Here is a 22979-nt window from a genome sequence, read left to right as displayed (position 1 = left end):
TCAGCCTTTCGTTGAATCTCAGTTAATACTCTCTTGCAAAAAGTTATGCAAAAAAAATTATCGCGCGTTATTGCTACTACTCTTCTGCTCGGTTTATCCGCTTGCAGCTTGTTGCCGGAAAAAACCGACGAGACCAAAAACTGGCCGGTGACGAAATTATACGCTGAGGCACGCGAAGAAATGGCGGGTGGTCACTACGAGGCGGCAATCAAGCTGTTCGAGCGCCTCGAAACCAACTACCCGTTCGGCAATTATGCAGCGCAGGCGCAGATGGAAATTGCCTACGCCTACTACAAGAGCCAGGACCAGGCGCAAGCGCTGGCGGCGGTGGAGCGCTTCATCAAGCTGCACCCGAACCATCCGAACGTCGACTACATGTACTACCTGCGCGGGCTGATCAACTTCAACGATCAGATCGGCTTCCTCAGCTTCGTGTACGAGCAAGACCCGACCGAGCGCGACCCGAAAGCGACGCGTGAAGCGTTCGCCGCCTTCAAGGCGCTGGTCGACAAGTTCCCCGACAGCATCTACGCAGCCGATTCGATCGCCCGCATGAAGTACCTGATCAACGCGATGGCGCAGTACGAAGTCCACGTTGCCAACTACTACCACGACCGTGGCGCCTACCTGGCGTCGCTGAACCGTGCGATGGCGGCGGTGGCGGACTACCAGGATGCGCCGGCGCGCGAAGAGGCGTTATTCCTGATGATGCGCAACTACGACAAGCTGGGCATGCCGCAACTGCGCGACGACACCAGGCGCATTTTCGAGCGCAACTACCCGACCAGCAAATATCTCGATCCGAATTCGGGCGAGAAGGCCTGGTGGAAATTCTGGGCCAGGTCGAGCCGTCCGGCACGCTGATGCGGCGCGGATGAGGAGATAAAAGACCGGGGAGACCCGGTTTTTTGTTGCCCCCACCGCCGGTGTCAGGTCTGACATTCGGACACGAGCTAAGCTGTAGAGTGCGTCTCCCCCTGGTGTCAGGTCTGACATTCGGACACAGACTGGACATTCGTTAGCACGGCATCCCACCGCAGCTGCGATGATTGTTGAGTTCGTGTCCGAATGTCAGACCTGACACCGGCTGCACCGGCTGGCGATTGTTGCGTTCGTGTCCGAATGTCAGACCTGACACCGGCCGCGTGTCCGAATGTCAGACCTGACACCGGCCGACACCGGCCGGAGCACCGCCCGAAACACCGGTGGGCGGGCGGGGGAAGTTTGTTAGGCCTCCACCTTGCGCCGGAAAATCCAGGTCCGCTCGTCCGAATCGCTCTTGTCGAACGCATAGCCGTCCACCTTGAAGCCCTTGAGCTTCTCGGCGTCCACGATGCCCTTGACCGCCGCATAGCGCGCCATCAAGCCGCGCGCCCGCTTGGCGTAGAACGAAATGATCTTGTACTTGCCGCCTTTCCAGTCTTCGAACACGGGCGTGATCACCGGCACCGTCAACAACTTGGGCTTGACCGACTTGAAGTATTCTTCCGACGCCAGGTTGACCAGGACCCTGGCCTCCTTGTCGGCAATGGCGGTATTGAGCGCGCCTGTGACCGTCTCGCCCCAAAAAGCGTACAGGTCCTTGCCCGCCCCGGTGACCAGCTTGGTGCCCATCTCCAGCCGGTGCGGGTGGATCAGGTCGAGCGGACGCAGCACGCCGTACAGGCCGGATAGAATACGCACGCTGCGTTGCGCATAGTCGAGCTGGCCCGGTTTGAGCGAACGGGCGTCGAAACCGGCGTACACGTCGCCATTGAAGGCCATGATGGCCTGGCGCGCTTCCTTGGTGTCCACGCTCCAGCTGGCATAGCGGCCGACGTTGAGCACGGCCAGCGCGTCGGAAATGTGCATCAGGCTGCCCAACTCGGCCGGCGAATAGTGGCGCAGCACGTCGATCAGGGCGCTGGACCGGTCCAGGAAAGCGGGCGTGCTGTGGAGTTTGGTGGTCGGGGGCGTGTCCAGGTCCAGCGATTTGGCGGGCGACAAAACAATCAGCATAAGATTCAATCAACTTACTACGAATAAACAGACCAATATGATACCCGCTCCAGCCAAACGCATCGTGCTCGACACCAATGTCTGCCTCGACCTGTTCGTCTTCCACGATCCCCGCTGGGCCAGCCTGCTGGCCGCCATCGACAGCGGCTCGGTCGAGGCCGTCACACGCGCCGATTGTCGCGAAGAATACCTGGTGGTGCTGCACTACAAGCACCTGCCGCTCGACGAGGCCAGCCGCCCGCTCGCGGCCGCGCGCTTCGACGCCCTCATCACCGTGCTCGCGCCCGACGCCAAACCGGTGCGCCTGCCGGTCTGCACCGACCGCGACGACCAGAAATTCCTGGAGCTGGCGCGCGATGCCGGGGCCGACATCCTCATCACCAAGGACAAGGCCCTGCTGAAACTGGCGCGCAAGACGGCCCAGGCCGGCATGTTCCGCATCATGCTGCCGGAAGCCTGGGTCAAGCTGGCGGCGGCCGGGGCCACCGAGCCGGCATGAATGGCGCGGACCCGGCCGGGGACCTGACCGGGTCCGCCAGCCTGCGCTAGAATAGTTGCTCCGTCACTATCCGAACGCCCCATGTCCACTCCCGTCCTGCACACCCGCCTGCCCGCCGTCGGCACCACCGTTTTTTCGCTGATGTCGGCGCTGGCCAGCGAGCACGGCGCGGTCAACCTGGGCCAGGGCTTTCCCGACTTTGCCTGCGCGCCGGCCTTGCTCGATCATGTCGACGCCGCCATGCGCGCCGGCCACAACCAGTATCCGATGATGAGCGGCGTGCCCGCCCTGCGCGCCGCCATCGCGGCCAAGATCGCGGCCATGTACGGCGCGCGCTACGACGCCGCCAGCGAGATCACCGTCACCGCCGGCGCTACACAAGCCCTGACCACCGCCATCTTCTGCTGCGTGCATCCGGGCGATGAAGTGATCGTCATCGAACCAGCCTACGACAGCTATTGTCCAGCCATCACCCTGGCCGGCGGCGTGCCGGTCCCGGTGTCGATGCAGCTCGGCGAACAAGGCTACAGCGTACACTGGGACCGCCTTGCCGCCGCCGTCACGACGCGCACGCGCCTGATCGTCATCAACACCCCGCACAACCCGACCGGCTCGGTGCTGCGCGCGGCCGACATGCAGGCGCTCGCCGACATCGTGCGCGGCAGCGACATACTGATCCTGTCGGACGAGGTGTACGAGCACATGGTCTACGACGGCGCGCGCCACGAGTCGGTGAGCCTTTATCCGGAACTGGCCGAACGCAGCTTCGTGGTATCGAGCTTCGGCAAGACCTACCATGTCACGGGTTGGAAAATCGGCTACGTCGCCGCCCCGGCCAGCCTGATGGCGGAGTTCCGCAAGGTACATCAATACAATGTCTTCAGCGTCAACACGCCGATGCAGCATGGCCTGGCGAGCTACATGGCCGACCCCGCGCCCTACCTGGACTTGCCGGCGTTTTACCAGCGCAAGCGCGACCTGTTCCGCGATGGCTTGAAGGGTTCCCGCTTCACCTTGTTGCCAGCCGACGGCACCTATTTTCAATGTGTCAGGTACGAGGCGATGTCGCCGATGCCGGAGTCCGAATTTGCACAATGGCTCACCACCGAGATCAAGGTCGCCGCCATTCCCGTGTCCGCGTTTTACCGCCAGGGCCAGGAGTCGGGCATCGTGCGCTTTTGCTTCGCCAAGACAGACGACACCTTGCGCCTGGCGCTGGAGCGCCTGGCCAGGCTGTGATGGAGCGCGGACCCCAGGTCTCCGCTCCCGAACAACATTGTACAAAAATACATTCAGCGCTAAAATGCAACAAGCGCGTCGATCGTTCACGACGCTCATCTGGCGGGCGGCTTGGAAAGCTTTCACACAGTTCACGCCGTCCGTCGCAAGGAACGCTTTCACTCAATTAACGGGAGATCAAAAAGTGCCATTCCATAACACGCGCCATTTTATACAACGAGTTTATGGCGAGCGCATCGTCTGGACCGCCAACCATCGGGAGGTTTCCGCTGGAGACGTCAAAAAGGTGGTTGACCAATACCGCCATGAAGGCAGTTTGACGATCTACAGCGGGACCCATGGCGACCCGGAGGGCAACTTCAGCGGTATCGACTATGCAGTTCGTGATTTTGCCATTGAGGACAGGGGCACTTCCAAATCGAATCCGAGGATACGTGTTGTCAATGTCGGCAGGGTCACAATCGACATCGCCGACACGATTGCCCATGCCACTACCGATATCATGTTCGCGTGGTGCTTCAGCCACGCTTCAATTACCCACAAATCCCCTTACGTCTGAACCGCCCGTGCAAGCGGTAGGTGTGGCGCGTCCTGCGCTGCGCCGTCGCGGCCAAACATCGTCAATGTCCGCGGCGCGCGCGGCCGGCATGCAGGACGTTTACCGGCGCAAGCGTGAGCTGTTCCGCGAGGGCCTGAAAGGCTCGCGCCGCACGTTGTTGCCATCCGACGCGACCTATTTTCAATGTGTCATGGTCGAGGCAATTTCGCCTATACTGGAGTCGGAATTCGCACAATGACTGAGCACCGGGATCAAGGTCGCCGCCCTTCCCGTGTCCGCGTTGCACAGCAATGGCCGGGCATCGGGGATTGTGCGTTTTTGCTTCGCCAAGAAAGACGACACCTGGCGCTGGCGCGTCTGGCCAGATTGTGATCTACCGGAGCTCGATACCCCATCATGGCAATCAGGCGCATCACCGTGGCAGACCTGGCGTTCGGCGAACCGCTGCGCTGGGATATTTTCAGCACGCCGTCGGCCGCCCGTCCGCTGCTGAAAAAGGGCCAGGTGCTCGCGCCCGGCCAGCTTGACGACTGGCTCGCGGCCGGCCTGTACGCCGAAGCGTCGGCGCCGGTGTCGGTACTGCAATCGCTCAACCAGATCAACCGCGGCCTCGAACGCACCCTGATGGACTTGCGCGACCAGGGCGGCGCCGACCGCGAACTGCGCGCCGCCGCCGCCGAGCTGATCGCCACCGTCGAACGCGGCGGCGATGTCGCGCTGGCCGCCATTTTCCTGAACCAGATTGCCGGTGCGTACGCCGTGCGCCATTGCACCGAGGCGGCCGTGATCGCCTGCCTGATCGCGCGCGCGATGGGCAAATCGGCGGCCGAGGTGCTGGTGGTCACGGCGGCGGCCCTGAGCATGAATGTGGGCATGGTGCGCCAGGCGGAACTGTTCCAGAACAAGGATGGCGCGCTGTCGCACGAAGAACGGGCGCTGGTGCGGCGCCATCCGTCGGCCAGCGTCGAGATGCTGCGCTGGGCCGGCGTCCACGACGAGGCGTGGCTCGACCTGGTGTTGCTGCATCATGAAAATGACGACGGCAGCGGCTATCCAGCCGGCAAACTCGGCGACGAGATTTCGCAGAACGCCAAGCTGATCGGGCTGGCCGACCGCTACTGCGCCTTCGTGTCGGCGCGCAATTACCGGCGCTCCCTGCTGCCGCCGCAGGCGCTGGAACGCCTGGGAGCCGGCAACGAGATGCCGTACGACCAGATCGTGCTGGGCCACTTCGCCACGCAGATCGGGGCCTATCCTCCGGGGACGCTGGTGCGGCTCGAGAATGCCGAACTGGGCGTGGTGTCGCACCGCGCCCGGAATGGCGCGGGAGTCGGCGTGCATGTGCTGCGCGCGGCCGATGGCACGAGCCCGGGCGAGGCGCGCGAGCGCGTCACCAGCGAACCGGGCTGCGCGATCGCGGAAGCCTTGCATGAGGACCATGCAAAGTTAAGGTTTCCGATGAAGCAGATTTGGGGCGAGCTGGCCAGTTTGTAGCGCGCTTGTCGCCTCCGCCTCACCCGCTTGGTCCGGGCAGCGCGACCGGGCTGGTCGGTCCGTCGGCCTGGCTACGCAACCATTCCCATGCCGCCGCGCCCAGGGCGAACAGGCTTTCGCCAACCTCCAGCGCGTGCTCGACGCCGGCGGCTCGGGCCTCGACGCCGTCGTCAAGGTCGCGATCTTCGTGACCGACATGGGCAACTTCAAGGAGGTGGTGGAACTGCGCCGCCGGTTCTTCAGCGCGCCCTACCCGGCCGATACCATCGCCGAAGTCAAGGCCCTGTACGATCCAGCGGCCATGATGGAAATCGAGGCCATCGCCGCGGTGCGTCCACACGCCGGGAATGGACAGGCGAAATGGGCAGGGAGTCGGGCATGCCTGGAAACCGGTCAGCGCCCCAGCGCCCCCACCTTGCGCTCGACAAAGCCTTGCAGCTCCGGCGACAGGTTGCCCGCCGCCCTGGCGCGCTGGAACGCTGCCAGCGCCTCCGGCAAGCGCTTCTCGGCCTCCAGCGAGATCCCCAGCCCCATCCACCAGACGCCGTTGTCCGGCGCACTGCGCAGCGCCGCCTGGTACTGCTCCACCGCCTCCTGGTGGCGCCGCTCGCGCTGCAAGGCGCCGGCCAGGAAGGCGCGGTACTCGCCATTGCCGCCGGCCGCCGGCAAGCTTGCCATCAAGGTCTCCACGCCAGACCCGCCGCCGTCGATCTGCACGCGCGCCAGCAGCATGGCCATGGCCGGCTGCCTGGCGTCGAGCGCCAGGCCGGCTTGCAGCAAGCGCATCGCCTCGACCGTGCGGCCCTGTTCGATCTGGATCCCGACCAGAGTCTGGCGCGCCGCCTCATGGCGCGGGTCAAGCGCCAGCGCCTGCTCCAGCTGCGCCACCGCGTCGCTCACGCGCCCGTCCTGCAGGCTGGCCAGGCTGCGCCGGTAAACACCCTCGGCACCCTGCCCGCCCGCCGCCTGGCGGCCGGGCTGCGGCGCGATCGCCTCGTCGCGCGCAAGCGTCCTGGCGCGGCGCGCCGGCCGCGCCGGCTTCTCCGCCTGCGCTGCCGCAACACGCTCGCGTGGCGGCGCCGCTGGCGCTGCCGCAACACGCTCGCGTGGCGGCGCCGCTGGCGTCGGTTCGAGCGGCAGCGCCGGCTTGGGCTGTGCGGACGGCGCCGTGGCCACGGCCGCCACCTGCGGTCGCGCCACCCGCGCCACCGGTTGCGGCGGATTGATCACGGCCTGTTGAATCGGCGTGGCCGGCGTCACCAGCGCCACCGGCGCCACGGCCGGCTGGTGCAGCACGCGCCAGCCATACACGCCGCCCACCGAGAGGATCAGCACCCCGGCCAGCGCCCCCATCACCACCGGGGCCGGTACGGCGCGTTCGGCGCGCCCGACCGGGCGCACATCGGACTGCGCCGCGTCGCCGCCCTGCGAGCCGCGCGCATCGAGGTCTTGCAGCATCTTGTTGATCAGACTCATGTGTTCAAGGCCCAGGTAAGTCCGCCGCCCACCGCCAACGTCAGCGCCAGCGCGGCGAGCCAGGGCCACCGACGGCGCCTGGCGGAAATCGTGTCGTACACCGCTGCGCGCACGTGGCGGCGGCTCACTTGCTGCTTGCCTTGCCCGTAGCACAGCATCAGCGCCTTGTGCGCGAGAATGTTGACCAGCCGCGGAATGCCGCCGCTGGCCGCATACAAGGCGCCCACGGCCGCCCGGCTGAACAGCCGCGCACCGCTAAATCCGGCCACGCGCAGCCGGTGCGCCAGGTAAAACTCGACGTCGTCGCGCGTCAATGGCCCCAGATGGTAGTGAAAGGTGATGCGCTGGGCCAGCTGGCGGATCGATTGCAGCGCCAGGTTGCGGTTCAGCTCGGGCTGGCCGAACAGCACGATCTGCAACAGCTTGCGCTTTTCGGTTTCCAGGTTGGTCAAGAGGCGCAGCGCTTCCAGGCTCTCGATCGGGATCGCCTGCGCTTCGTCCAGGCACAGCAGCACGCGCTTGCCCTCGCTCGCCAGCGCCATCAGCCTGTGGGTGATGGCCTTGAGCAACTGGTGCTGGTCGACATCCTTGTCGAGCACCAGTGCCAGTTCGTCGGCCAGGGCCAGCATCAGCGTGCGCGGTTCCAGGTAGGGGTTGGGAATGTAGGCGGTGACGAAGCCCTTGCCCAGGGTTGCCATGAACTTGCGGCACAGCAGCGTCTTGCCGGTGCCGACTTCGCCCGTGATCTTGATGAAACCTTCGCCATTCCTGGCGGCCACCAGCAGGGTATTGAGCGCTTCCTGCGAATGCGGACTGGTGAAAAAGAAACTCGTGTCCGGCGTGATGCCGAACGGGACTTCGCGCAGGCCGAAGTGCGAGGTGTACATGCTAGCGTTGTCCCGCCGCGCGCGGATCGAGTTCGTCGAAGCGGCGGCTGGTGTCGATCAAGTCCTGGTTCCAGCTGTTGGCGCCGTCGACGATGGTCGGCTTGATCAGCACCACCAGCTCGCGCTTCTGGTTGACGTTGCTCTTGTTGCGGAACAGGTTGCCGAGCACGGGGATATTGCCCGCGCCCGGGATCTGGTTGCCGTCGGCGGTCGAGGACTGGCGCATCAGGCCGCCAATGGCCACCACCCGCCCATCCTGCCCGCGCACCATGCTGTCGATTTCCGACGTGGACGACGCCGCCAGCGGCAGGCTCAGGTTGCCGGCACTGCCCAGGTTGACCGACTTGCTGACCGTGCTGACCTGGCTGACCGATGGGTGTACGTGCAGCAAGATATTGCCCTTCTCATCGATCTGCGGGGTCACGTCGAGCACCACGCCCGAAAAGAACGGTTGCAGGGTCACGCTCGGGCTGACGGTATTGTTGTTGTCGCCGGTGCTGGTGGTGGTCGAGACGCCGGTCACGTAAAACTCGTCGGTGCCGATCTTGAGCACGGCTTTCTGGTTGTTGATCGTGGCAATGCGCGGGCTCGACAGCACATGCACGGTGCCCTGCGATTCCAGGAACGAAATCAGGGCGGCGAAATTGCTGGTCTGGAAAGCCAGGCCGAACATCGACCCGGCCGAGGCCGCCGCATTCGAGAGCAGGAAACCGGTGCTGGCGGTCAGGGACTTGGCGTCGCCGATGACCGCCGGCTGGCCGCCGGCATACGGCAGCGGCGCCAGCGAGGTGCCCGGCTGCACGAAACCGGTCGAGACGCGGTTGCCGTGCGCGCCGCGGAACGAGGCGAACGAGGCCCAGTTGATGCCGCTCTGGAAGCTGTCGTTCAGCTCCACCTCGAGGATCTTGGCTTCCAGGATGACCTGGCGCCCGACCGACAGCTGGGTCGCCTTGAGGAACATGTCGACATTGCGCAGTTCCTCCGGCATGGCGCGGATGACCACTACGCCCGACTGCGGATTGACCACCACGCTGCGGCCCAGGTCCTTGGAGCCGACGATTGCGGCCAGCGAGGTCCTCAGTTCGAGCCAGAAGTCGCTGTCCGACGTGGTGCTGACGTTGGTGCTGTCGCTTGGCCCGTTGCCGCCGCTATTGTTGTTGCCGCCCTCCTGGCCATTGTTGTTGCCGCCGTTGTTGCCCCCGTTGTTGCCGCCGCTGTTATTGCCGCCGCCACTGTTGCCGCCGTTGTTCTGGCTGTTGTTGGTGCCGTTGGTGACCGAGGTGGAGGTCACGCGCAGGTTCGACTTGCCCCTGCGGTTGCCGACCAGGTAATTCACCTGGAAGATGCGCGTCTGCATCGTGAGCGGCTTGACCGAGACCCGGTTGCCCTCGATCCGGAAATCGTAGCCGTACATTTCGCGCACGGCGTCGAGCGCTTCGGCCAGGGTCACGTCCTTCAGGTTGGCGGTGATGTTGCCGCTCACCTCGGGATGGACCAGCATGTTGTAGCGCGTGCCGGTGGCGATCGAGTGGAAGAATTGCTGCGCCGGCACATTGTTGAAGCTGACGTTGAAGCGCTCTTCCAGCGCCTGGCGCGACTTGGGCAGTTGCCCGGCCAGCGCCGCGACCGGCGGCAGCAGGGCCGCGCTGACCGCGTCGTCGAGCGGCGGCGGGGTGCGTTTGGCGGCCAGCGCCATCGCGGCGGTGATGTTGTCGTACGTGTCGCGCTTGGGCGCGCTGTTGCAGCCGGCCAGGGTCAGGGCGCTTGCGATCATTGATGCCATCACGAGGTGGTCCACACGGTGTTTGTGCATGCTCTTTGTCAGTCTCTCTCGTTAAGCCGCTGAGGGGATGGCGTGCGCGGGAACAGGCGCAAGATGCGCTGTTCCCTGCCTTTCACCAGTACAACTTCATTTTCCGTCATCCGGGTCACGCGCGCGCCCCGGAATTGCTCGCCCAGGCGCACCGTTTCGCCGTCGATCACGGCCACGTGGCGCCCGCCCGCATGGCGCGCGATCAGCACCGACTGCAACTGCGGCTCCATGCTGCGCGGCGCCGCCGTGGCGTCGTCGGCCGGGGTGTACAGGCGCGCCGGCGGGCGGGTCGGGTCGGGCAGCGCCTGGGCGGCGACGCCGGCCGGCCCCGCGCACACCAGCGCCAGCGCGCACAGCCAGTGGCGCGCGCTCATCATGTGGTCCGGCTCATCATGTGGTCCGCCTCATAAGCTGATCCATTTCTTGTCCAGGCTCAAGGTGTACAAGGTCAGGCTCAGGCGCGCGTCGGGATAGGCCTCGACCTCGAGCCGGGCCTTGCCCCAGAACAGCTGGACCGGCATGCCTTCGAGCGCATCCATGTAGTTGACCATATCCAGGTAATTGCCGCGCACCGTCACTTCGACGCCGTGCGCGTAGATGGCGCGGCCCGCACCGGGCGCCGGCGCGGCGGCCTCCTCCAGGCCTGGCTCGGGGTCGAACGAGCCGGCGAATGGCATCGCCGGCAAGCTTTTCACGCCCACCAGGCGCAGCCGGCCGTTGGCCTTGAGAATGCGTTCGAGCAGCGGCGCGATGGTCTCGGGCGTGACCAGGCTGTTGTGCGCGGTGCGCAGGCTGTCCGACAGCCTGGTGCTGGCACCCTTGATCACCGCCAGCCGCGCGCGGTTGTCGCGGTCGGGGTCGACCGCGTTCGTTTGCGCCAAGGCCGTGATTTCGGCATCGATGCCGAGCATATTGTTTTGCTGCTGGCTGATCTGGTTGCGCAACATCTTCTGGCGCGCAAGCAGGGGATCGAACAGGAGGGCGAACAGCACGAACACGACCACGCCGACCGTGGCGCCGAACACCATGGCGCGCTCGCGCACGCTCATGGCGTCGATTTTCAGTTGCAGCTTGAGCAGGCGCGCTTTCATTTGGCGGCCTCCGCTTTGATGCTGGCCGCTACCTGCTTCACGTCGGGCGGCGTGGCGTCGGCAGCGCGCGGCGCGGCGGCCACGCGCGCGGGCGCCACGTCCTGCAGGGTGAAATCGATATACGGCGCCATCTGGCCCGGATCTGGCGCATCCTTGCCGTCAAGCTGCAGGCGCGCCCGGCTCATTTGCAGGCTGGAAAAATTCTTCCCCTGCATGGCCGCTTCGCGCGTGAGGCGGGTGACGAAAGCCGGCACCAGGCTGGCGTCGAGCGCGCGGCCCTGCAAGCCGATATGGTGGCCGTCGCCGCCGATGTACACCCCGGTCAGCCACAGGTCGGCGCCGGCCTGGCGCGCCAGCGCCTTGAAGTAGCGCGCATACCCTTTGCGCGCCACGACCAGGGTTTGTCCGCCCAGCACCTTCGAGACATCGTGCAAGGAAGCGAGGTCGGCTTCGGCGCGGGCGATCTCCAGCTCGAGCTCGCGGCTTTTCTGGCGCGGGGCGAATTCGGCGATGACCCTGGCCTGGCGCTCCTTTTTCAAGACCAGCTGGTCGGCGCCGGCGGCCGCTTCGGCTTCCAGCCGGCCGATGCTGTGGCGGCCCACCATCACCATGGCCAGCGCGCCGGCCACCAGCACGCCGAGCGCGAGCAGCATGTTGCTGGACGTAAAAATCTTCTTCTGCTTGAGAAACTCCGGGTTGAACAGATTGATTTGCTGGCTCAAGAGGCAACCTCCTCATCCCGCAGGGCCGCGCCCAGGGTCAGGAAAAAGCGCTGCTGCTGCGCGGCGGCGGCCAGTTCCGGCACCCCATCGAGGTCCAGCACGCTGGCCAGGTCGAGCGACTCGACCTTGGTATACAGGTTGCTGGACAGGTATTCGTCCAGGCCGCTCGCGCCGGTCGGCGCCAGCACCAGTTTCGAGACGTTGATGAAGTTGTACTGGCGGTCGAAATGGTCGAGCGAACGTTGCAATTCCAGGGTGATCTTGTCGTAGCACACGTGCTTGCGATCATGGTCGCTGTCGAGCAATTGTTCGAGCGTTACGTCGATCCGGCGCGCCAGGTACAACTCGGCGTTATAGGTGACGGTCAGCAAGCCGCCCTCGCTGCTGAACGAGAGCACGGCCACGCCGCGCCCTTCCGGTTCGAGCAGGGCCGAGATATTCCGTTGCGCCATTTCGGGAATGTCGATCACCGCCAGCGGCACGCCGGCGTTGACGAAGCGGTTCTGGCGGCTTTCGATCAGGCTGTTGCGCGCGGCCACCGCGAACAGCGACTGGCTGCGGCCCTGAGCCTTGTCGGTGGGAATGTCGAGCACATCGATGCCGGCCTGGTCGGCCGGAAAATCGAGCATGTCCTTCAGGCGCCAGCGCACGGCGGTGCGCAGCTCGTCGGCCGGCACGTTGGGGGCCTCGACCGAGAGCAACTGGTATTCACCGGCGCCGAGCACGGTCGCGCAGCGAAAACTGCTCGCGTGCAAGTCCTTGCCGGTCTTTTCCAGCATGTCGGGGCCGTTGCCTTTGTCGGCCGCATAAAACGCCGCCAGGGTGACGCGCGGCTTGCCCCCGGCCTGGTGCTTGACGCGCGCCGCGAACACGCCCTCGCCATGCAGGGCGATGACCAGCAAACCATCCTTCTTCTTTGATCTCGAGAAAAATCCCATGCCCGCAATCTATATCAATACCGCGCGCGAAGGTCGTGCGGTAGCTTCTTGATTATATTCAAGTTTCATCGCGATTTAACACGAAATTTGCGATCAGCAACTGAAAGCGTCGGATTTCCACCGCATAGTGATAGCAGTATGGAATCTTCCGTACCTGTTCCCCCGGCGCGCCCATCAGAAAATCTCGCGGATATAGATCAGCGGCGTGGTCTTGTACACGCCGAAGGTGAGCCTGCCGGGCGTGGACGGCAGCCACACGGGCAGGTTGAGGGCGGCGTCGACGCTGCCGGTCTTGCCGGTCGGCGCCAGCTTGAACTTGAGCACGCCCTCCTTCATGTACGCCGTGCCGAGCGTGGCCTTGGGGTCGGGAAAGGGCGTGAGCCCATTGCAGCTCGTCATGTTGCCCTTGCATTGGGTATAACTGAGCCGCAATTGGGCGCCGGCGACGCTGTGCGGCAAGCTCACCTGGCCCGAGCCGGCTTCCGGTGGCGGCGGGATGCTGATGGCGTCGCTGGCGCTACCGACCCAGCGGCCATTGGTGGCGCTGGTGCCGGTCCAGTATTGGGCGCGCATGGTCACCGCCAGCGGCAGCAGTTCCGAACCGAAGGCATTTTCGACCAGCATCCGGCCGCGCGCGATTTTGGTGCCGCCCTCGACCGACAAGGCGGCGCGGTTCGAGGTGACCAGGTCGGCGTCGCTGGCGCGCAGGTAGATATCGAGCGGCTCATAGGTGGTGGCGGCATAGTCGTAGCTCGGCCAGGTGGTGGCCACGCCCTGGATGAACACCGTCTGCGCATCGGTGATCGCACTGGGCGTGAGCGTGCCCTTGGTGGCCTGGACCGCACCGCCCATCGTGGTGAACGGCAGCAGCTTGGGCGACTTGACGAACTTGCCCTGGTAGAACTTGGTGATCTGGCCGACCGCATTTACGGCCCGCACGACGGTCTGGATCGGCTGCTTCGAATAATGCAGGCCGAGATTCTTGCAGTCGAGCGGATGCGGCGCGGCGCAATACATGATGATCGGCACGTCGGTCTGGAAGTAGCCCGGATAAAAGCGGCCCAGCGCGATACCGTTGCTGGTGACGTCGGCCGTATCGAGATAGGTCGACCCTTGCATGTGCGCGCGCACATTGATGATGCCGGCTTCGGCGAAGGTAAAGTTGGCGCCGCTGGCGGCGCCGCCGCTGAACGGCGCAAACTCCCCTTCCACCTGGGGAAACGGATCGCCGTTGAAAACCGCCATGTCGGCGAACGCCAGCGCTTCCGACGTGGGGTCGCCCGGATCGGCGTAGTTGAGCGAATCGATGGCGACCGTGGTGATCAGGTCGACCATCTGCGGGGTGGTTTCCCTGCCAAAATTGGGCGTCGGCAAGCCGTCGAAGTTTTGCGCAATCACATCGAGGGTAAAGCCGGCGCCGGCCTTCCAGAAGCGGCCGATATCGGCCGTCATCTTGGTCTGCTCGATCAGGCCGGCCGGATTGGCCAGCGGCGTGCTCAAGGCGAATTTGTAGGGCCGCACGACGAACTGGCCGCTGGTGCTCACCTGCGCCAGCGCCGAGGCGGTCTCGGCCATCAGCAGTTCGACCTGGCCGACGTCCGAGTACACGAACGCCAGCGGCGGCGAGGTGGCCGCGTTCGGATCGAAGCTCAGCGCAATGGCTTGCCACTGGGTCGCGCTTTGCGCCGCGGACGCCCCGATGCACGCTTTCAGGGCAATGTTCTTGAACTTGGCGACGCCGCCGGCGCCCGTGGTCGGGTTGACGCACTTGAGCGAAAACTGCAGGGTCGGCGTGCTGGTGGGTGGCACCACGGTCTTGAAATTGAGGTCGAGCGCGGTGTTGTCGATCGCCGTGATGTACACCGTGCCGTTCACCGCAGCCTGCTGGGTCGGCATGCTCAGGTAATTGCACTGGCCGACGCTGCCGGGCGTGATGCCGGTCCGGCACGGGCTGTCGGTAAACACATACCTGGCGCTGGAAAAGCTGATGGTCTTGCTGGCGCTGTTGTTGGCCAGGTCGTTATCGAACTGCAAGCCGCCGACGCTGGCATTGGCGGTCATGCTGCCCGGCGCGGTCAGGGCGATCCGGGTGCTGATGGTCAGGGCCGGCGCCACCTCGCCCACCGCCAGCTGCTCGGGCGAGACGCAGGTGACCACCTGGCCCGAGCGCGAGCAGGTCCAGTCGGTGCCGCCGGCCGAAATGAAATCGAGCCCGGTCGGCAAGGTGTGCTTGACGGTGATCGGGCCGGCGTCCGGCAAGGGGCCATTGTTGCTCACCGCGTGGATCAGGTTCATGACGCTGCCGCGCGCCGGCGTGCCGCTGCTGGTGATCGCCAGCGACAGGTCGGCCACGTCGACGTTCGGCACCGAGACGATTTCGGCGTTGAGCAAGACCATGTCCTGGCCCGACTCGTACAGCATGCTGGCGGTGGTCTGGCCGGCGAACAGCTTGGGGCTGGCCAGTACGTAGGAATCGAAGTCGATGCCGTAGGAAGCGTTGTCGACGGTGGCGCCGATATTGCTGGTCGAATTGAACTGGTTGCCGGACGGATTGGCCGAATCGACCATCTCGGCACCGTTGAACTTGAGGTTTTCGCCGCCGCCCGAGAGCGTGGTGTCGCCCTCCCAGGTCACGTGGGCGATGCGCCCGGTGGCCGTGCCGAGCGGCGATGGCGTCTTGAAGTTGCTCAGGTTCAGGTTGACCTTGATGTTGTCGGCGCCATACGTGCGGATGTACTGGAAACCCTCGTACAGATTGAGCACACGAAACGTCTCTCCGGGCGCCGGCACGGAGTAGATCGCCAGCAGCGAAAACCCGCCGAGCACGCCCTCCACCCCGCAATAGGTGCTGCCATTGTCGATCGACAGGCCGCCGAAGGTATACGTGGCGTTGCGCTTGGCCGTGACCTGGGCGGTGACGTCGGCCGCGCCCGAAAAATAGTTGTAGCCGATGGTGGCGGTGGTAAAGCGCCGGTTGCTCGCTGCGCTGACCGAAGCGCCGTCCATCAGGACCGTGTAGTCGGGGGTGGAGCCCGATCCGGCCCAGTACAGATGGGCGCTGACGATTTTGGCGGTCGATGGAATGCCGGCCAGGGTGGCGCTCAGCGTGCCGGTATTGATGGAGCACGGATTGTTGCCGTTCGCGCCAGTGCGCATGGTCTTCTGGGTGCCGGTAAAGTTCAAGCGTCCGGCGTAACTCTTGAACAGCGAAATCGGCGTATCGGCGCGCGCCGGCAGGCTCGCCAGCAGCAGGCCGGCCGCGCACAGGGCGCCCAGCGCGGCGTGCCAGGATGATGAACAGCGCGCCCTCATGGTTCCTCCGCCGACGCGCTCAATTCGACATGCACCACGCGCTGCACGTAATCGACGCTGTTGCCGGGATTCGGACAGCCGCTTGCGCCCGGACTGTTGCAGGCGGTGCTGCGCACCGTATACCGGGCCTGCTGGGTCGCGCTGTCGATGGTGCGCATGCACACCACCGTCACCGTCATGCGCGCCAGGCCGCCGTCGCCCGGCAGCGCGAAAGTGCTGGTGCTGGCCACGCCCGAGGCCGCGGTGGTACACGCCCCTTTCGCGCGCGTGACCTGGTACACGCCCCACTCGGTGCCGGCGCGCGCGGCCAGGTAGGCGCGCGTGCCCTGCACGTCCAGCATGGAACTGGTGTGCGCGGTGGTGGACAGGGTCACCATCGCCACCGCCAGGCTTGAGAGCACCACCAGCAGGAAGATGGCGGTGACCAGGCTCACGCCGCGCATATGGCGCAAAGGCGGGCGGGCGATCATGGATTATTGTCCACGTGGACTTGCTGCGTCATGCGGATCGGTCCATCGCGCCCGTCCGGCCGGCGCAAGGTCAGGCTCAGCCGCACCAGCGCCGCGCGCGTGTTGCCGATCAGGGTGTAATTGAATTCGCAAGACTCGACATTGGCCGCCAGCAGCGCCGGCGCGGCGCTCGGATAGCTGTTCTGGGTCGCGTTGAAACCGTAGTTGGCGTGGCGCGCCAGCACGCCGTTGGCGCAGCTGTAGGTGACCGGCTGGCCGGTGACCTGGAAACGGTGCATCGGATGGGCCATCGGCGGGTTCTGGCTGGCGAAGGGATTGGCCTTGAGCGTGATCACCTTGCTGGCGGCGTCGACCGCCGCCACTTCGGCGCGGTTGGTCGGCACGGCCGCGTACACGTTGGCGGCGTCGCCGCTGATCATCAGGTTGTTGACCACCACCAGGTCGCCGGCGGCGATTTGCTGGGGGCCGTCCTGCAGCGGCCCGAGCACGCGGAAGGTCAGGTCGGCCGGGTCGACGAAATTCAGGTGGTCGCCGGCCGGATTATTGGCCGGCACCAGCGTATCTTCGGCCGCCAGGTAGCGCCCGCCGGTCTTGGTCGGCACGAATTCGATGGCGTTGCCCGACACCCGCACCGTGTTCGGCAAGGCCAGGCGGATGTCGCGCACCATGCGCCGCACCGCCGTATCGGCCGTATCGGCCAGCTCGGCGCGGCCGGCGCTGTCGACATAATTTTGCACCGGCAGGCGCAGGAAGGTGGCGACGATGGCGCCCAGGATGCCGGTGATGACGATCACCACGATCGCTTCGATCAGGGTAAAGCCGTGCTGGCGGGCGCGCGCGCTCATGGCGGCGCATTCGGTGCGTAGCGCACGCGGTAGCCTTCCAGCACCACGCTTTCCACGTTGTTGAAAAAGACGGCGATGCGGATCGCCAGCGCTTCGGTCTGCGGCACTTGCCGCCCCGCCGGGCCGAGGCCGCCGGTGGGCGTGACGGTCAGCATCACCGTATAGCCGGGCAAGGCAATGTCCTGGCCGGCGGCGTCGCTCAGCCTGCCCGCAGTGAGGAAGGCGGCGCTCGGGGTGCCGTAGGCGGCCACGTAATCGTTGACGTTGTCGAAGGGACGCGTGGCGCCGGCCTCGTTGCCGACGTTCTCGACCAGGCTGGCGCAGTTCTCGCCGCCCAGGGCCGGCGCCTTGGCCTCCTCGACCCTGGCGTCGGTCGCGTCGCAAAAGGTGAAGCGGGCCAGCTGGACTTCTTCCATCAAGCCTTCGGCCAGCATCAGCGCCTGCTTGCGCACCAGCGGATCGGCGCTGGTGCGGGTGCTCAGGTTCATGGCGCTGAGGATGCCGGCCAGGCCGACTCCGATGATCACCATGAAGATGATCAGTTCGACAAAGCTGATGCCGCGCTGGCGCGCCAGCGCGGGACGATGCAGGCGTGGGGGCTCAGTGTACATAGCCGGTCTCGGCTTCGACCACCAGGCTGGCGCTGTTGGCGCCGGCCTTGACCGTCATGGTCATTTTTGAAAAACCCGCCCCGCCCACGCCCGGACGGCCCAGCGAATCGAAAGAAAACATGGCGGTGGCGGGACTGGTGACATAGCTAAGGCCGCCCAGGGCGCCTTCGCAAGCCCAGATGGTGGACTGGTCGCAGCGGTTCAGGGTGGTTTTTTCGCCGCTGTTGGCGCCGGACGCGGCCGGCACGCGCTGGTTGACCGGACAGGCGGCGGCGTCGGCAAAGCACAGCGCCACGCTGGCGCCGTCGAGGCGCACGAAGACGGAACGATTCTGCGCCACGGCCACTTTCTGGCCATAGCGGATCAGGGCTTTTGCCTGGTCGGTGAAGGCGGGGGCGTCAAACCCGGCGCGGTCGAACCAGCGGGTCGCTGCGGCGGCGCCGAGGATGCCGACGATCACCATCACGGTGATCAGCTCGACCAGCGTGAAACCTTGCTGGCCGCTGCGCTGGCGTGGGAGCTGCTTGCTCATGGGGGTGTGGCAGGATGGACTGGCGCGACGGGTTGCGGCCGTGGCCGCGCTACCCATGTTGCAATGCGCCAGTCGGTCAGTCACGCTCGGGGACTGCTTAGCAAGTCGTGATATCGACGCTGATGACCGGTGGGGTCGGGTCGGTCGCCGCGCCCGCCGGCGCGACAGCTGGCTTGTAGAGCACGTAGCACTTGACCGCCTTGGCGGTACCGGCAACGCTCAGCGGTACAACCGCCACTTCACCGGCAGCCGTGGTCGGCACGGTGGCGCCGCTGCCGGCGGCGGTGATCAAGAGATAATCGCTGGCTTTCAGGCCGGCCGCTTCGAGCAGGAGTGCGTTGCCGACAGGATAACCATTGGCCAGGGTCACCGAGGTGCCTTCGAGCGACACTGCGGTGGCGGTCGGGGTGACCAGGTACTTGCCGTGTACCATGGCCGACACCGCTTCCAGCGAACCCTTGGCCGCCTTCATGGTGGCGCCGCGGGCATCGCCGCCCAGATCGGCAAATTTCGGCAAGGCGGTGGCCGCCAGGATGCCGAGGATGACGATGACGACGATCAGTTCGATCAGGGTGAAACCAGCTTGGGTGGCGTGGCGGAACTTAGCAATGGATTGCATTTTCATGTGAATCTCCAATTCGTTTTAAGCAGTGAACAATGAGGTGCGTAACAGAAACACGAGTACCGTATTCTTTAACGGCGGTTTATCTATTAACTTGAGTAAGGGCAACGGTCCGTGCATCTGGCGTACCACTCTGCTTGGCGGGGATTGTGGGCAAGCGAGATAATTCTACCTTGAAACTTATGCGCTTCGTGGTGCCTTTTGGAAATTTCTTTTCCCTGCTTATCAAGTACACCAGCGTTTTCGTCTTGCGGTCGAAATACCAGTTGCCCGGCGCGACCTGCTCCGGCGTGGGCGTGAAGTATTCGCCGACATAATTACGCGGTTTTTCGGCCAGCAAGTCGATCGGATTTTTCCCGGCCAGCGAGGCGATTTCCGACTCTTTTCCACGCACCCGTAACTGGCTGACCTTCAACACCAGCGCGGTGCGCAGCACGCCGGCGAGCTGTTCGACGGCGGCCAGTTCGGCCCGTTCGCGATAGTCCAGCAAGCGTTGTAAAAGCACCCCCGTGAGTATCGCCACCACCACCGCGCACACCGCCAGTTCCAGCAGCGAAAAGCCACGGGGATTTGACAACATTGATGGGGTGGCAATCTGTCTCATTTATGCAAAGCGGCTTTGCCCAGGTCCCAGATCGGCAAGAAAATGCCGAGCGCCAGCACCAGCACCATCGCCCCCAGGAACACGATCATGATCGGCTCGATCTGGGCCGACAAGGTTTTCAGTTCGTAATCGACCTCGCGCTCGTACATCTGGCCGATTTCATCCATCAGGTCGTCGAGCGAGCCGGTCTCTTCACCCACGGCGATCATCTGCAGCACGATCGGGGTGAACACCCCGGCCGCCACCGCCGTGCGCAAGATGCTCTCGCCGCGTTCGACCCCATCGCGCATCGCTTCCACGCGCGAAGCCAGGTAGGCGTTGTCGACCGTTTGCGAGACCACCGTGAGCGCCTGCACCATCGGCACCCCGCTCTTCATCGACAGCGCGAAACTGCGCGCAAAGCGCGCCATCGTGCCTTTCAGGACGATCTTGCCGGCGATCGGGAGGCGCAGGCGCACCCGGTCCCACCACATGCGCCCTTCCACCGAGTTGATATACGTGCGCCAGCCGAAGAACGTCATCAGCGAGCCCACCAGCAGCGCCGGCCAGAAGCGCACCATGAAGTTCGAGCTGCCGATCAGGATGCGGGTCATCAGCGGCAGTTGCGAATTGAAGCTTTCGAACACCTTCACGAATTGGGGAATGACGAAAATGTTGACCACGATCATCGCCAGCAACATCGCGATCATGACAAAGGTCGGGTAGCGCGTGGCGGTCTTGACCCGTTCGCGCATGTCGCGGTCGAATTCCAGATGGTCGAACAGGCGCAGGAACACGTCTTCCAGGCGCCCGGTCATCTCGCCCACGCGCACCATCGACAGGTAAAAGTTCGAAAACACGGTCGGATGGCGGCGCATCGCGGCCGACAGTTCGCGCCCGGAGTCGAGCGACTCGCGCAAGTCCTTGATGACCTTGCCGAACGACTTGCTGATGGCCGATTCCTGCAACCCGGCCAGGCCGCGCATGATCGGCACGCCCGACTTGAGCAGGGTGTAGAGTTGACGGCTGAACAACTGCACGTCCATCGAGGTGACTTTTTTCTCGAACAGGCGCTCGAAAAAGCCTTCCTCGACGCCGCTCGTGACCGCGCGGCTGGTCTGGGTGATATCGAGCGGGGTGACGCCGTTGCCGAACAACTGGTCGGCCACGGCCCCGCTGTCGGCGCCTTCCAGCACGCCTTGCATCAGCTCGCCTTTGGCATTACGTCCCTTGTAGGCGAAAAACGGCACGTTTATTCCTCGATCTGGTTACTGATGCGCATCGCTTCGGACACCGTGGTGCGGCCCTGGACCGCCAGTTGCACGGCGTGGCGGCGCAAGGTTTCGCCCTGCATCTCGGCGTGCGCGGCTTTTAAGAAGTGGGCCGGGTCGGGGTGGTTGGCGGCGTCCACCACGGCGGACGTCATTTCCAGCAGCTCGTACACGCCGGTCCGGCCGCGGTAGCCCATGCCGTTGCAATGCGAGCAACCTTTGCCGTGATAGAACTGGGTGGTCTCGGCCAGTTCGCGCAGTTCGGCGCGCAGCCATTGGCGTTCAAGCGGCGTGGTTTGATAGGTAGTGCTGCAACTTTCGCAGATCACCCGCACCAGGCGCTGCGCCAGCACCGCTTGCAGGGAACTGCCCACCATGTAGCGCGGCACGCCCATGTCCATCAGGCGCAGCGGGGTGCTGGCGGCGTCGTTGGTGTGCAAGGTCGAGAGCACCAGGTGACCCGTCATCGCGGCGCGCAGGCCGATCTGGGCGGTTTCCTGGTCGCGCATCTCGCCCACCAGGACAATGTCGGGATCCTGGCGCAGCGCCGAGCGCAGCACGCGCGCGAACGAGAGCTCGATCTTGTCGTTGACCTGCACCTGGTTAATGCCAGGCAAGCGGTACTCGACCGGGTCTTCGACCGTGATCAGCTTTTTTTCGACGGAATTGAGTTCCGACAAGGCGCTGTACAGGGTGGTGGTCTTGCCGCTCCCGGTCGGGCCGGTGACCAGCACCAGGCCGTTGGGGCGCTGCACGATGGCGCGGAATTTTTCCACCAGGCGCGCCGGCATGCCGATCGCGTCCAGGCGCAGGGTGGTGCCGCCCTGGTTCAAGAGCCGCATGACCACCGATTCGCCGTACTGGGTCGGCATGGTCGAAATGCGCACGTCGATGCGCTGCTGCTTGACCTTGACGGCGAAGCGGCCATCCTGCGGCAAGCGCTTTTCGGAAATGTCGAGGTCGGACATGAGTTTCAGGCGCAGCGCCAGCGGCGTGGCGATCTTGATATCAGCCTCGGTTTGCAGGTGCAGCACGCCGTCGATGCGGAAACGGATTTGCAGCCGCGTTTCCTGCGGTTCGATGTGGATGTCCGAGGCGCGCACCTGGGTGGCGTCGTCGAACACCGATTGCAGCAGCTTGACGATGGGCGCTTCCTCCAGCCCCGGATTGGCGGCCAGGGTGCCGAAGTCGACGAAGGTGTCGCCCAGGTCCTGTTCGAGTTCGCGCGCGAAGTCGGTGATTTCGTCGGTGCGGCGGTAGATGCGGTCGATCGCGGCCAGCACTTCGGTCTCGTTGACCACCGCCAGTTCGATATTGCGTTTGACCAGGCGCGCGATTTCATCGTAGGCGAACAGGTCGGTCGGATCGGACATGCCGATCAGCAGGACGCCGCGGCGGTCTTCCAGGGCGATGGCGCGGAAGCGCCGGGCCTGGGTTTCCGGCAACTGGCGCACGATGTCGGGATTGGTGTTGTAAAACTTGAGGTGAATGTAGGGAATGTCGAGCTGCTTGGCGAGCGCGCCCGAGATTTGTTCCTCGGTGACGAAACCGTTTTCGATGAACACGCGGCCGAGTTTGCGGCCCGTGCGCTTTTGGTCTTGCAAGGCCGCACCCAACTGCTCTTCGGATAACAGATTTTGCTGGACGAGGATTTCGCCGAGGCGGACTTTTTCTGGCCGTGCCATGAAGACCCTTGTTGAATGCTTGTCGAGAGAATAAGACGGCCTTCGCTCCCCTCCGAACCGTCGTCCCCCCGCAGGGGGGGGCCCCCGGTGGCCCCGCAGGGCCGGGCGGGGCCGCAAATTTGGGGGCCCCCCGGGGCGGGGGGGGCGGCGCGCCCCCCCCGCCCGCTCCCGCGGGGGGTGTGTGGTGTTGGGGGGGGGGGGGGGGGGGTCCGCGCCCCCCCCCCCCCCCCGCCGCGCGACCAGGTGATGGCTTTGGTGGCCGAGGCGGTCGTTGCCGGAGCGAGCCAGTGGCGGGCCTGCGAGGTGATTACGCTGAGCGAGCGGACCTTGCA

At 65.0% G+C, this 22979-nt stretch carries 23 protein-coding genes and 1 pseudogene; 7 read left to right on the top strand and 17 right to left on the bottom strand.

What is annotated here, in order from left to right:
- Nucleotides 1-45 precede the first annotated feature (45 nt).
- The gene (locus tag F1735_RS24400; protein WP_167239338.1) at nucleotides 46-864 is read left to right on the top strand and encodes an outer membrane protein assembly factor BamD; all 819 of its coding nucleotides are present in this window, start codon (nucleotides 46-48) and stop codon (nucleotides 862-864) included.
- A 363-nt stretch (nucleotides 865-1227) separates the two neighbouring features.
- Here the strand turns inward: F1735_RS24400 and yaaA are convergent, their stop codons facing one another.
- Nucleotides 1228-1998 (bottom strand): peroxide stress protein YaaA, encoded by a 771-nt coding sequence (gene yaaA / locus F1735_RS24395; RefSeq protein ID WP_167239337.1) that lies wholly within the window; start codon nucleotides 1996-1998, stop codon nucleotides 1228-1230.
- Nucleotides 1999-2035: 37 nt separating this feature from the next.
- Between yaaA and F1735_RS24390 the strand changes: the two genes are divergently transcribed.
- From F1735_RS24390 to F1735_RS24365, 6 genes and pseudogenes are all read left to right on the top strand, one after another.
- Complete coding sequence (locus tag F1735_RS24390) at nucleotides 2036-2497, top strand: putative toxin-antitoxin system toxin component, PIN family (protein WP_167239336.1); 462 nt, start codon at nucleotides 2036-2038, stop codon at nucleotides 2495-2497.
- Between the two features lie 81 nt (nucleotides 2498-2578).
- The gene (locus F1735_RS24385) at nucleotides 2579-3736 is read left to right on the top strand and encodes a pyridoxal phosphate-dependent aminotransferase (RefSeq protein ID WP_167239335.1); all 1158 of its coding nucleotides are present in this window, start codon (nucleotides 2579-2581) and stop codon (nucleotides 3734-3736) included.
- Nucleotides 3737-3800: 64 nt separating this feature from the next.
- Nucleotides 3801-4295: a hypothetical protein gene (locus F1735_RS24380; RefSeq protein WP_167239334.1), complete on the top strand. Its 495-nt coding sequence runs from the start codon at nucleotides 3801-3803 to the stop codon at nucleotides 4293-4295.
- Nucleotides 4296-4359: 64 nt separating this feature from the next.
- Entirely contained in the window at nucleotides 4360-4533 is a 174-nt protein-coding gene (locus F1735_RS37940; protein ID WP_167239333.1) for a hypothetical protein, read from the top strand.
- A gap of 158 nt (nucleotides 4534-4691) precedes the next feature.
- Nucleotides 4692-5789 (top strand): HD-GYP domain-containing protein, encoded by a 1098-nt coding sequence (locus F1735_RS24370; RefSeq protein WP_167239332.1) that lies wholly within the window; start codon nucleotides 4692-4694, stop codon nucleotides 5787-5789.
- A 97-nt stretch (nucleotides 5790-5886) separates the two neighbouring features.
- Nucleotides 5887-6135 (top strand): annotated as a pseudogene (locus F1735_RS24365) (RidA family protein); the annotation flags it as partial.
- A gap of 47 nt (nucleotides 6136-6182) precedes the next feature.
- Here the strand turns inward: F1735_RS24365 and F1735_RS24360 are convergent.
- The 16 genes from F1735_RS24360 to F1735_RS24285 all read right to left on the bottom strand — a co-directional run bounded on the left by F1735_RS24360 (nucleotide 6183) and on the right by F1735_RS24285 (nucleotide 22647).
- Nucleotides 6183-7265, bottom strand: coding sequence for a tetratricopeptide repeat protein (locus tag F1735_RS24360; RefSeq protein WP_167239331.1), 1083 nt, complete (start codon nucleotides 7263-7265; stop codon nucleotides 6183-6185).
- Nucleotides 7262-8152, bottom strand: coding sequence for an ExeA family protein (locus F1735_RS24355; RefSeq protein WP_167239330.1), 891 nt, complete (start codon nucleotides 8150-8152; stop codon nucleotides 7262-7264). Before F1735_RS24355 ends, F1735_RS24360 begins: the two co-directional genes overlap by 4 nt.
- A 1-nt stretch (nucleotide 8153) precedes the next feature.
- The gene (gene mshL / locus F1735_RS24350; RefSeq protein WP_167239329.1) at nucleotides 8154-9926 is read right to left on the bottom strand and encodes a pilus (MSHA type) biogenesis protein MshL; all 1773 of its coding nucleotides are present in this window, start codon (nucleotides 9924-9926) and stop codon (nucleotides 8154-8156) included.
- Between the two features lie 47 nt (nucleotides 9927-9973).
- On the bottom strand, nucleotides 9974-10339 hold the full coding sequence (locus tag F1735_RS24345; protein ID WP_229505932.1) for a hypothetical protein: 366 nt from the start codon (nucleotides 10337-10339) through the stop codon (nucleotides 9974-9976).
- 30 nt (nucleotides 10340-10369) lie between these two features.
- Nucleotides 10370-11056, bottom strand: a complete 687-nt coding sequence (locus F1735_RS24340) for a hypothetical protein (protein ID WP_167239327.1) — start codon at nucleotides 11054-11056, stop codon at nucleotides 10370-10372.
- Nucleotides 11053-11778 (bottom strand): hypothetical protein, encoded by a 726-nt coding sequence (locus F1735_RS24335; RefSeq protein WP_187364341.1) that lies wholly within the window; start codon nucleotides 11776-11778, stop codon nucleotides 11053-11055. Before F1735_RS24335 ends, F1735_RS24340 begins: the two co-directional genes overlap by 4 nt.
- On the bottom strand, nucleotides 11775-12716 hold the full coding sequence (locus tag F1735_RS24330) for an agglutinin biogenesis protein MshI (protein ID WP_167239326.1): 942 nt from the start codon (nucleotides 12714-12716) through the stop codon (nucleotides 11775-11777). Before F1735_RS24330 ends, F1735_RS24335 begins: the two co-directional genes overlap by 4 nt.
- A gap of 174 nt (nucleotides 12717-12890) precedes the next feature.
- On the bottom strand, nucleotides 12891-15113 hold the full coding sequence (locus F1735_RS24325) for a DUF6701 domain-containing protein (RefSeq protein WP_373888575.1): 2223 nt from the start codon (nucleotides 15111-15113) through the stop codon (nucleotides 12891-12893).
- Between the two features lie 911 nt (nucleotides 15114-16024).
- Nucleotides 16025-16498, bottom strand: a complete 474-nt coding sequence (locus F1735_RS24320) for an agglutinin biogenesis protein MshP (protein ID WP_167239324.1) — start codon at nucleotides 16496-16498, stop codon at nucleotides 16025-16027.
- Nucleotides 16495-17343, bottom strand: a complete 849-nt coding sequence (locus tag F1735_RS24315) for a type II secretion system protein (RefSeq protein ID WP_167239323.1) — start codon at nucleotides 17341-17343, stop codon at nucleotides 16495-16497. The genes F1735_RS24320 and F1735_RS24315 overlap by 4 nt, the downstream gene beginning before the upstream one ends.
- Complete coding sequence (locus F1735_RS24310; protein WP_167239322.1) at nucleotides 17340-17954, bottom strand: prepilin-type N-terminal cleavage/methylation domain-containing protein; 615 nt, start codon at nucleotides 17952-17954, stop codon at nucleotides 17340-17342. The genes F1735_RS24315 and F1735_RS24310 overlap by 4 nt, the downstream gene beginning before the upstream one ends.
- Nucleotides 17944-18486 carry a pilus assembly FimT family protein gene (locus F1735_RS24305; protein ID WP_187364340.1) on the bottom strand — a complete coding sequence of 181 codons (543 nt, stop codon included), beginning with the start codon at nucleotides 18484-18486 and terminating at the stop codon, nucleotides 17944-17946. The genes F1735_RS24310 and F1735_RS24305 overlap by 11 nt, the downstream gene beginning before the upstream one ends.
- Before the next feature lie 97 nt (nucleotides 18487-18583).
- Nucleotides 18584-19111: a type II secretion system protein gene (locus tag F1735_RS37935; RefSeq protein ID WP_308627977.1), complete on the bottom strand. Its 528-nt coding sequence runs from the start codon at nucleotides 19109-19111 to the stop codon at nucleotides 18584-18586.
- A gap of 79 nt (nucleotides 19112-19190) precedes the next feature.
- Nucleotides 19191-19712: a type II secretion system protein gene (locus F1735_RS24295; protein WP_222853063.1), complete on the bottom strand. Its 522-nt coding sequence runs from the start codon at nucleotides 19710-19712 to the stop codon at nucleotides 19191-19193.
- Entirely contained in the window at nucleotides 19709-20941 is a 1233-nt protein-coding gene (locus F1735_RS24290) for a type II secretion system F family protein (protein WP_167239320.1), read from the bottom strand. Before F1735_RS24290 ends, F1735_RS24295 begins: the two co-directional genes overlap by 4 nt.
- Before the next feature lie 2 nt (nucleotides 20942-20943).
- Nucleotides 20944-22647, bottom strand: a complete 1704-nt coding sequence (locus F1735_RS24285; protein WP_167239319.1) for a GspE/PulE family protein — start codon at nucleotides 22645-22647, stop codon at nucleotides 20944-20946.
- Nucleotides 22648-22979: the final 332 nt, after the last annotated feature.

Origin of the sequence: Massilia genomosp. 1, from assembly GCF_011682185.1 — a bacterium.
Classification (GTDB): Bacteria; Pseudomonadota; Gammaproteobacteria; order Burkholderiales; family Burkholderiaceae_D; genus Telluria_A; species Telluria_A rubra.
This window is presented reverse-complemented; position numbering and strand designations above follow the sequence as displayed.

Bases quoted from the DNA above. Each gene is read 5' to 3' on its own strand.
- F1735_RS24380 (WP_167239334.1), top strand. From the start codon at position 3,801: ATGCAACAAGCGCGTCGATCGTTCACGACGCTCATCTGGCGGGCGGCT.
- F1735_RS24295 (WP_222853063.1), bottom strand. From the start codon at position 19,712: ATGAGACAGATTGCCACCCCATCAATGTTGTCAAATCCCCGTGGCTTT.
- F1735_RS24400 (WP_167239338.1), top strand. From the start codon at position 46: ATGCAAAAAAAATTATCGCGCGTTATTGCTACTACTCTTCTGCTCGGT.
- F1735_RS24360 (WP_167239331.1), bottom strand. From the start codon at position 7,265: ATGAGTCTGATCAACAAGATGCTGCAAGACCTCGATGCGCGCGGCTCG.
- F1735_RS24355 (WP_167239330.1), bottom strand. From the start codon at position 8,152: ATGTACACCTCGCACTTCGGCCTGCGCGAAGTCCCGTTCGGCATCACG.
- F1735_RS24385 (WP_167239335.1), top strand. From the start codon at position 2,579: ATGTCCACTCCCGTCCTGCACACCCGCCTGCCCGCCGTCGGCACCACC.
- F1735_RS24340 (WP_167239327.1), bottom strand. From the start codon at position 11,056: ATGAAAGCGCGCCTGCTCAAGCTGCAACTGAAAATCGACGCCATGAGC.
- F1735_RS24320 (WP_167239324.1), bottom strand. From the start codon at position 16,498: ATGATCGCCCGCCCGCCTTTGCGCCATATGCGCGGCGTGAGCCTGGTC.
- F1735_RS37940 (WP_167239333.1), top strand. From the start codon at position 4,360: ATGTCCGCGGCGCGCGCGGCCGGCATGCAGGACGTTTACCGGCGCAAG.
- F1735_RS24330 (WP_167239326.1), bottom strand. From the start codon at position 12,716: ATGGGATTTTTCTCGAGATCAAAGAAGAAGGATGGTTTGCTGGTCATC.
- F1735_RS37935 (WP_308627977.1), bottom strand. From the start codon at position 19,111: ATGAAAATGCAATCCATTGCTAAGTTCCGCCACGCCACCCAAGCTGGT.
- yaaA (WP_167239337.1), bottom strand. From the start codon at position 1,998: ATGCTGATTGTTTTGTCGCCCGCCAAATCGCTGGACCTGGACACGCCC.
- F1735_RS24305 (WP_187364340.1), bottom strand. From the start codon at position 18,486: ATGAGCAAGCAGCTCCCACGCCAGCGCAGCGGCCAGCAAGGTTTCACG.
- F1735_RS24310 (WP_167239322.1), bottom strand. From the start codon at position 17,954: ATGTACACTGAGCCCCCACGCCTGCATCGTCCCGCGCTGGCGCGCCAG.
- F1735_RS24390 (WP_167239336.1), top strand. From the start codon at position 2,036: ATGATACCCGCTCCAGCCAAACGCATCGTGCTCGACACCAATGTCTGC.
- F1735_RS24285 (WP_167239319.1), bottom strand. From the start codon at position 22,647: ATGGCACGGCCAGAAAAAGTCCGCCTCGGCGAAATCCTCGTCCAGCAA.
- F1735_RS24370 (WP_167239332.1), top strand. From the start codon at position 4,692: ATGGCAATCAGGCGCATCACCGTGGCAGACCTGGCGTTCGGCGAACCG.
- F1735_RS24315 (WP_167239323.1), bottom strand. From the start codon at position 17,343: ATGAGCGCGCGCGCCCGCCAGCACGGCTTTACCCTGATCGAAGCGATC.
- mshL (WP_167239329.1), bottom strand. From the start codon at position 9,926: ATGATCGCAAGCGCCCTGACCCTGGCCGGCTGCAACAGCGCGCCCAAG.
- F1735_RS24325 (WP_373888575.1), bottom strand. From the start codon at position 15,113: ATGGTCTTGCTCAACGCCGAAATCGTCTCGGTGCCGAACGTCGACGTG.
- F1735_RS24345 (WP_229505932.1), bottom strand. From the start codon at position 10,339: ATGAGCGCGCGCCACTGGCTGTGCGCGCTGGCGCTGGTGTGCGCGGGG.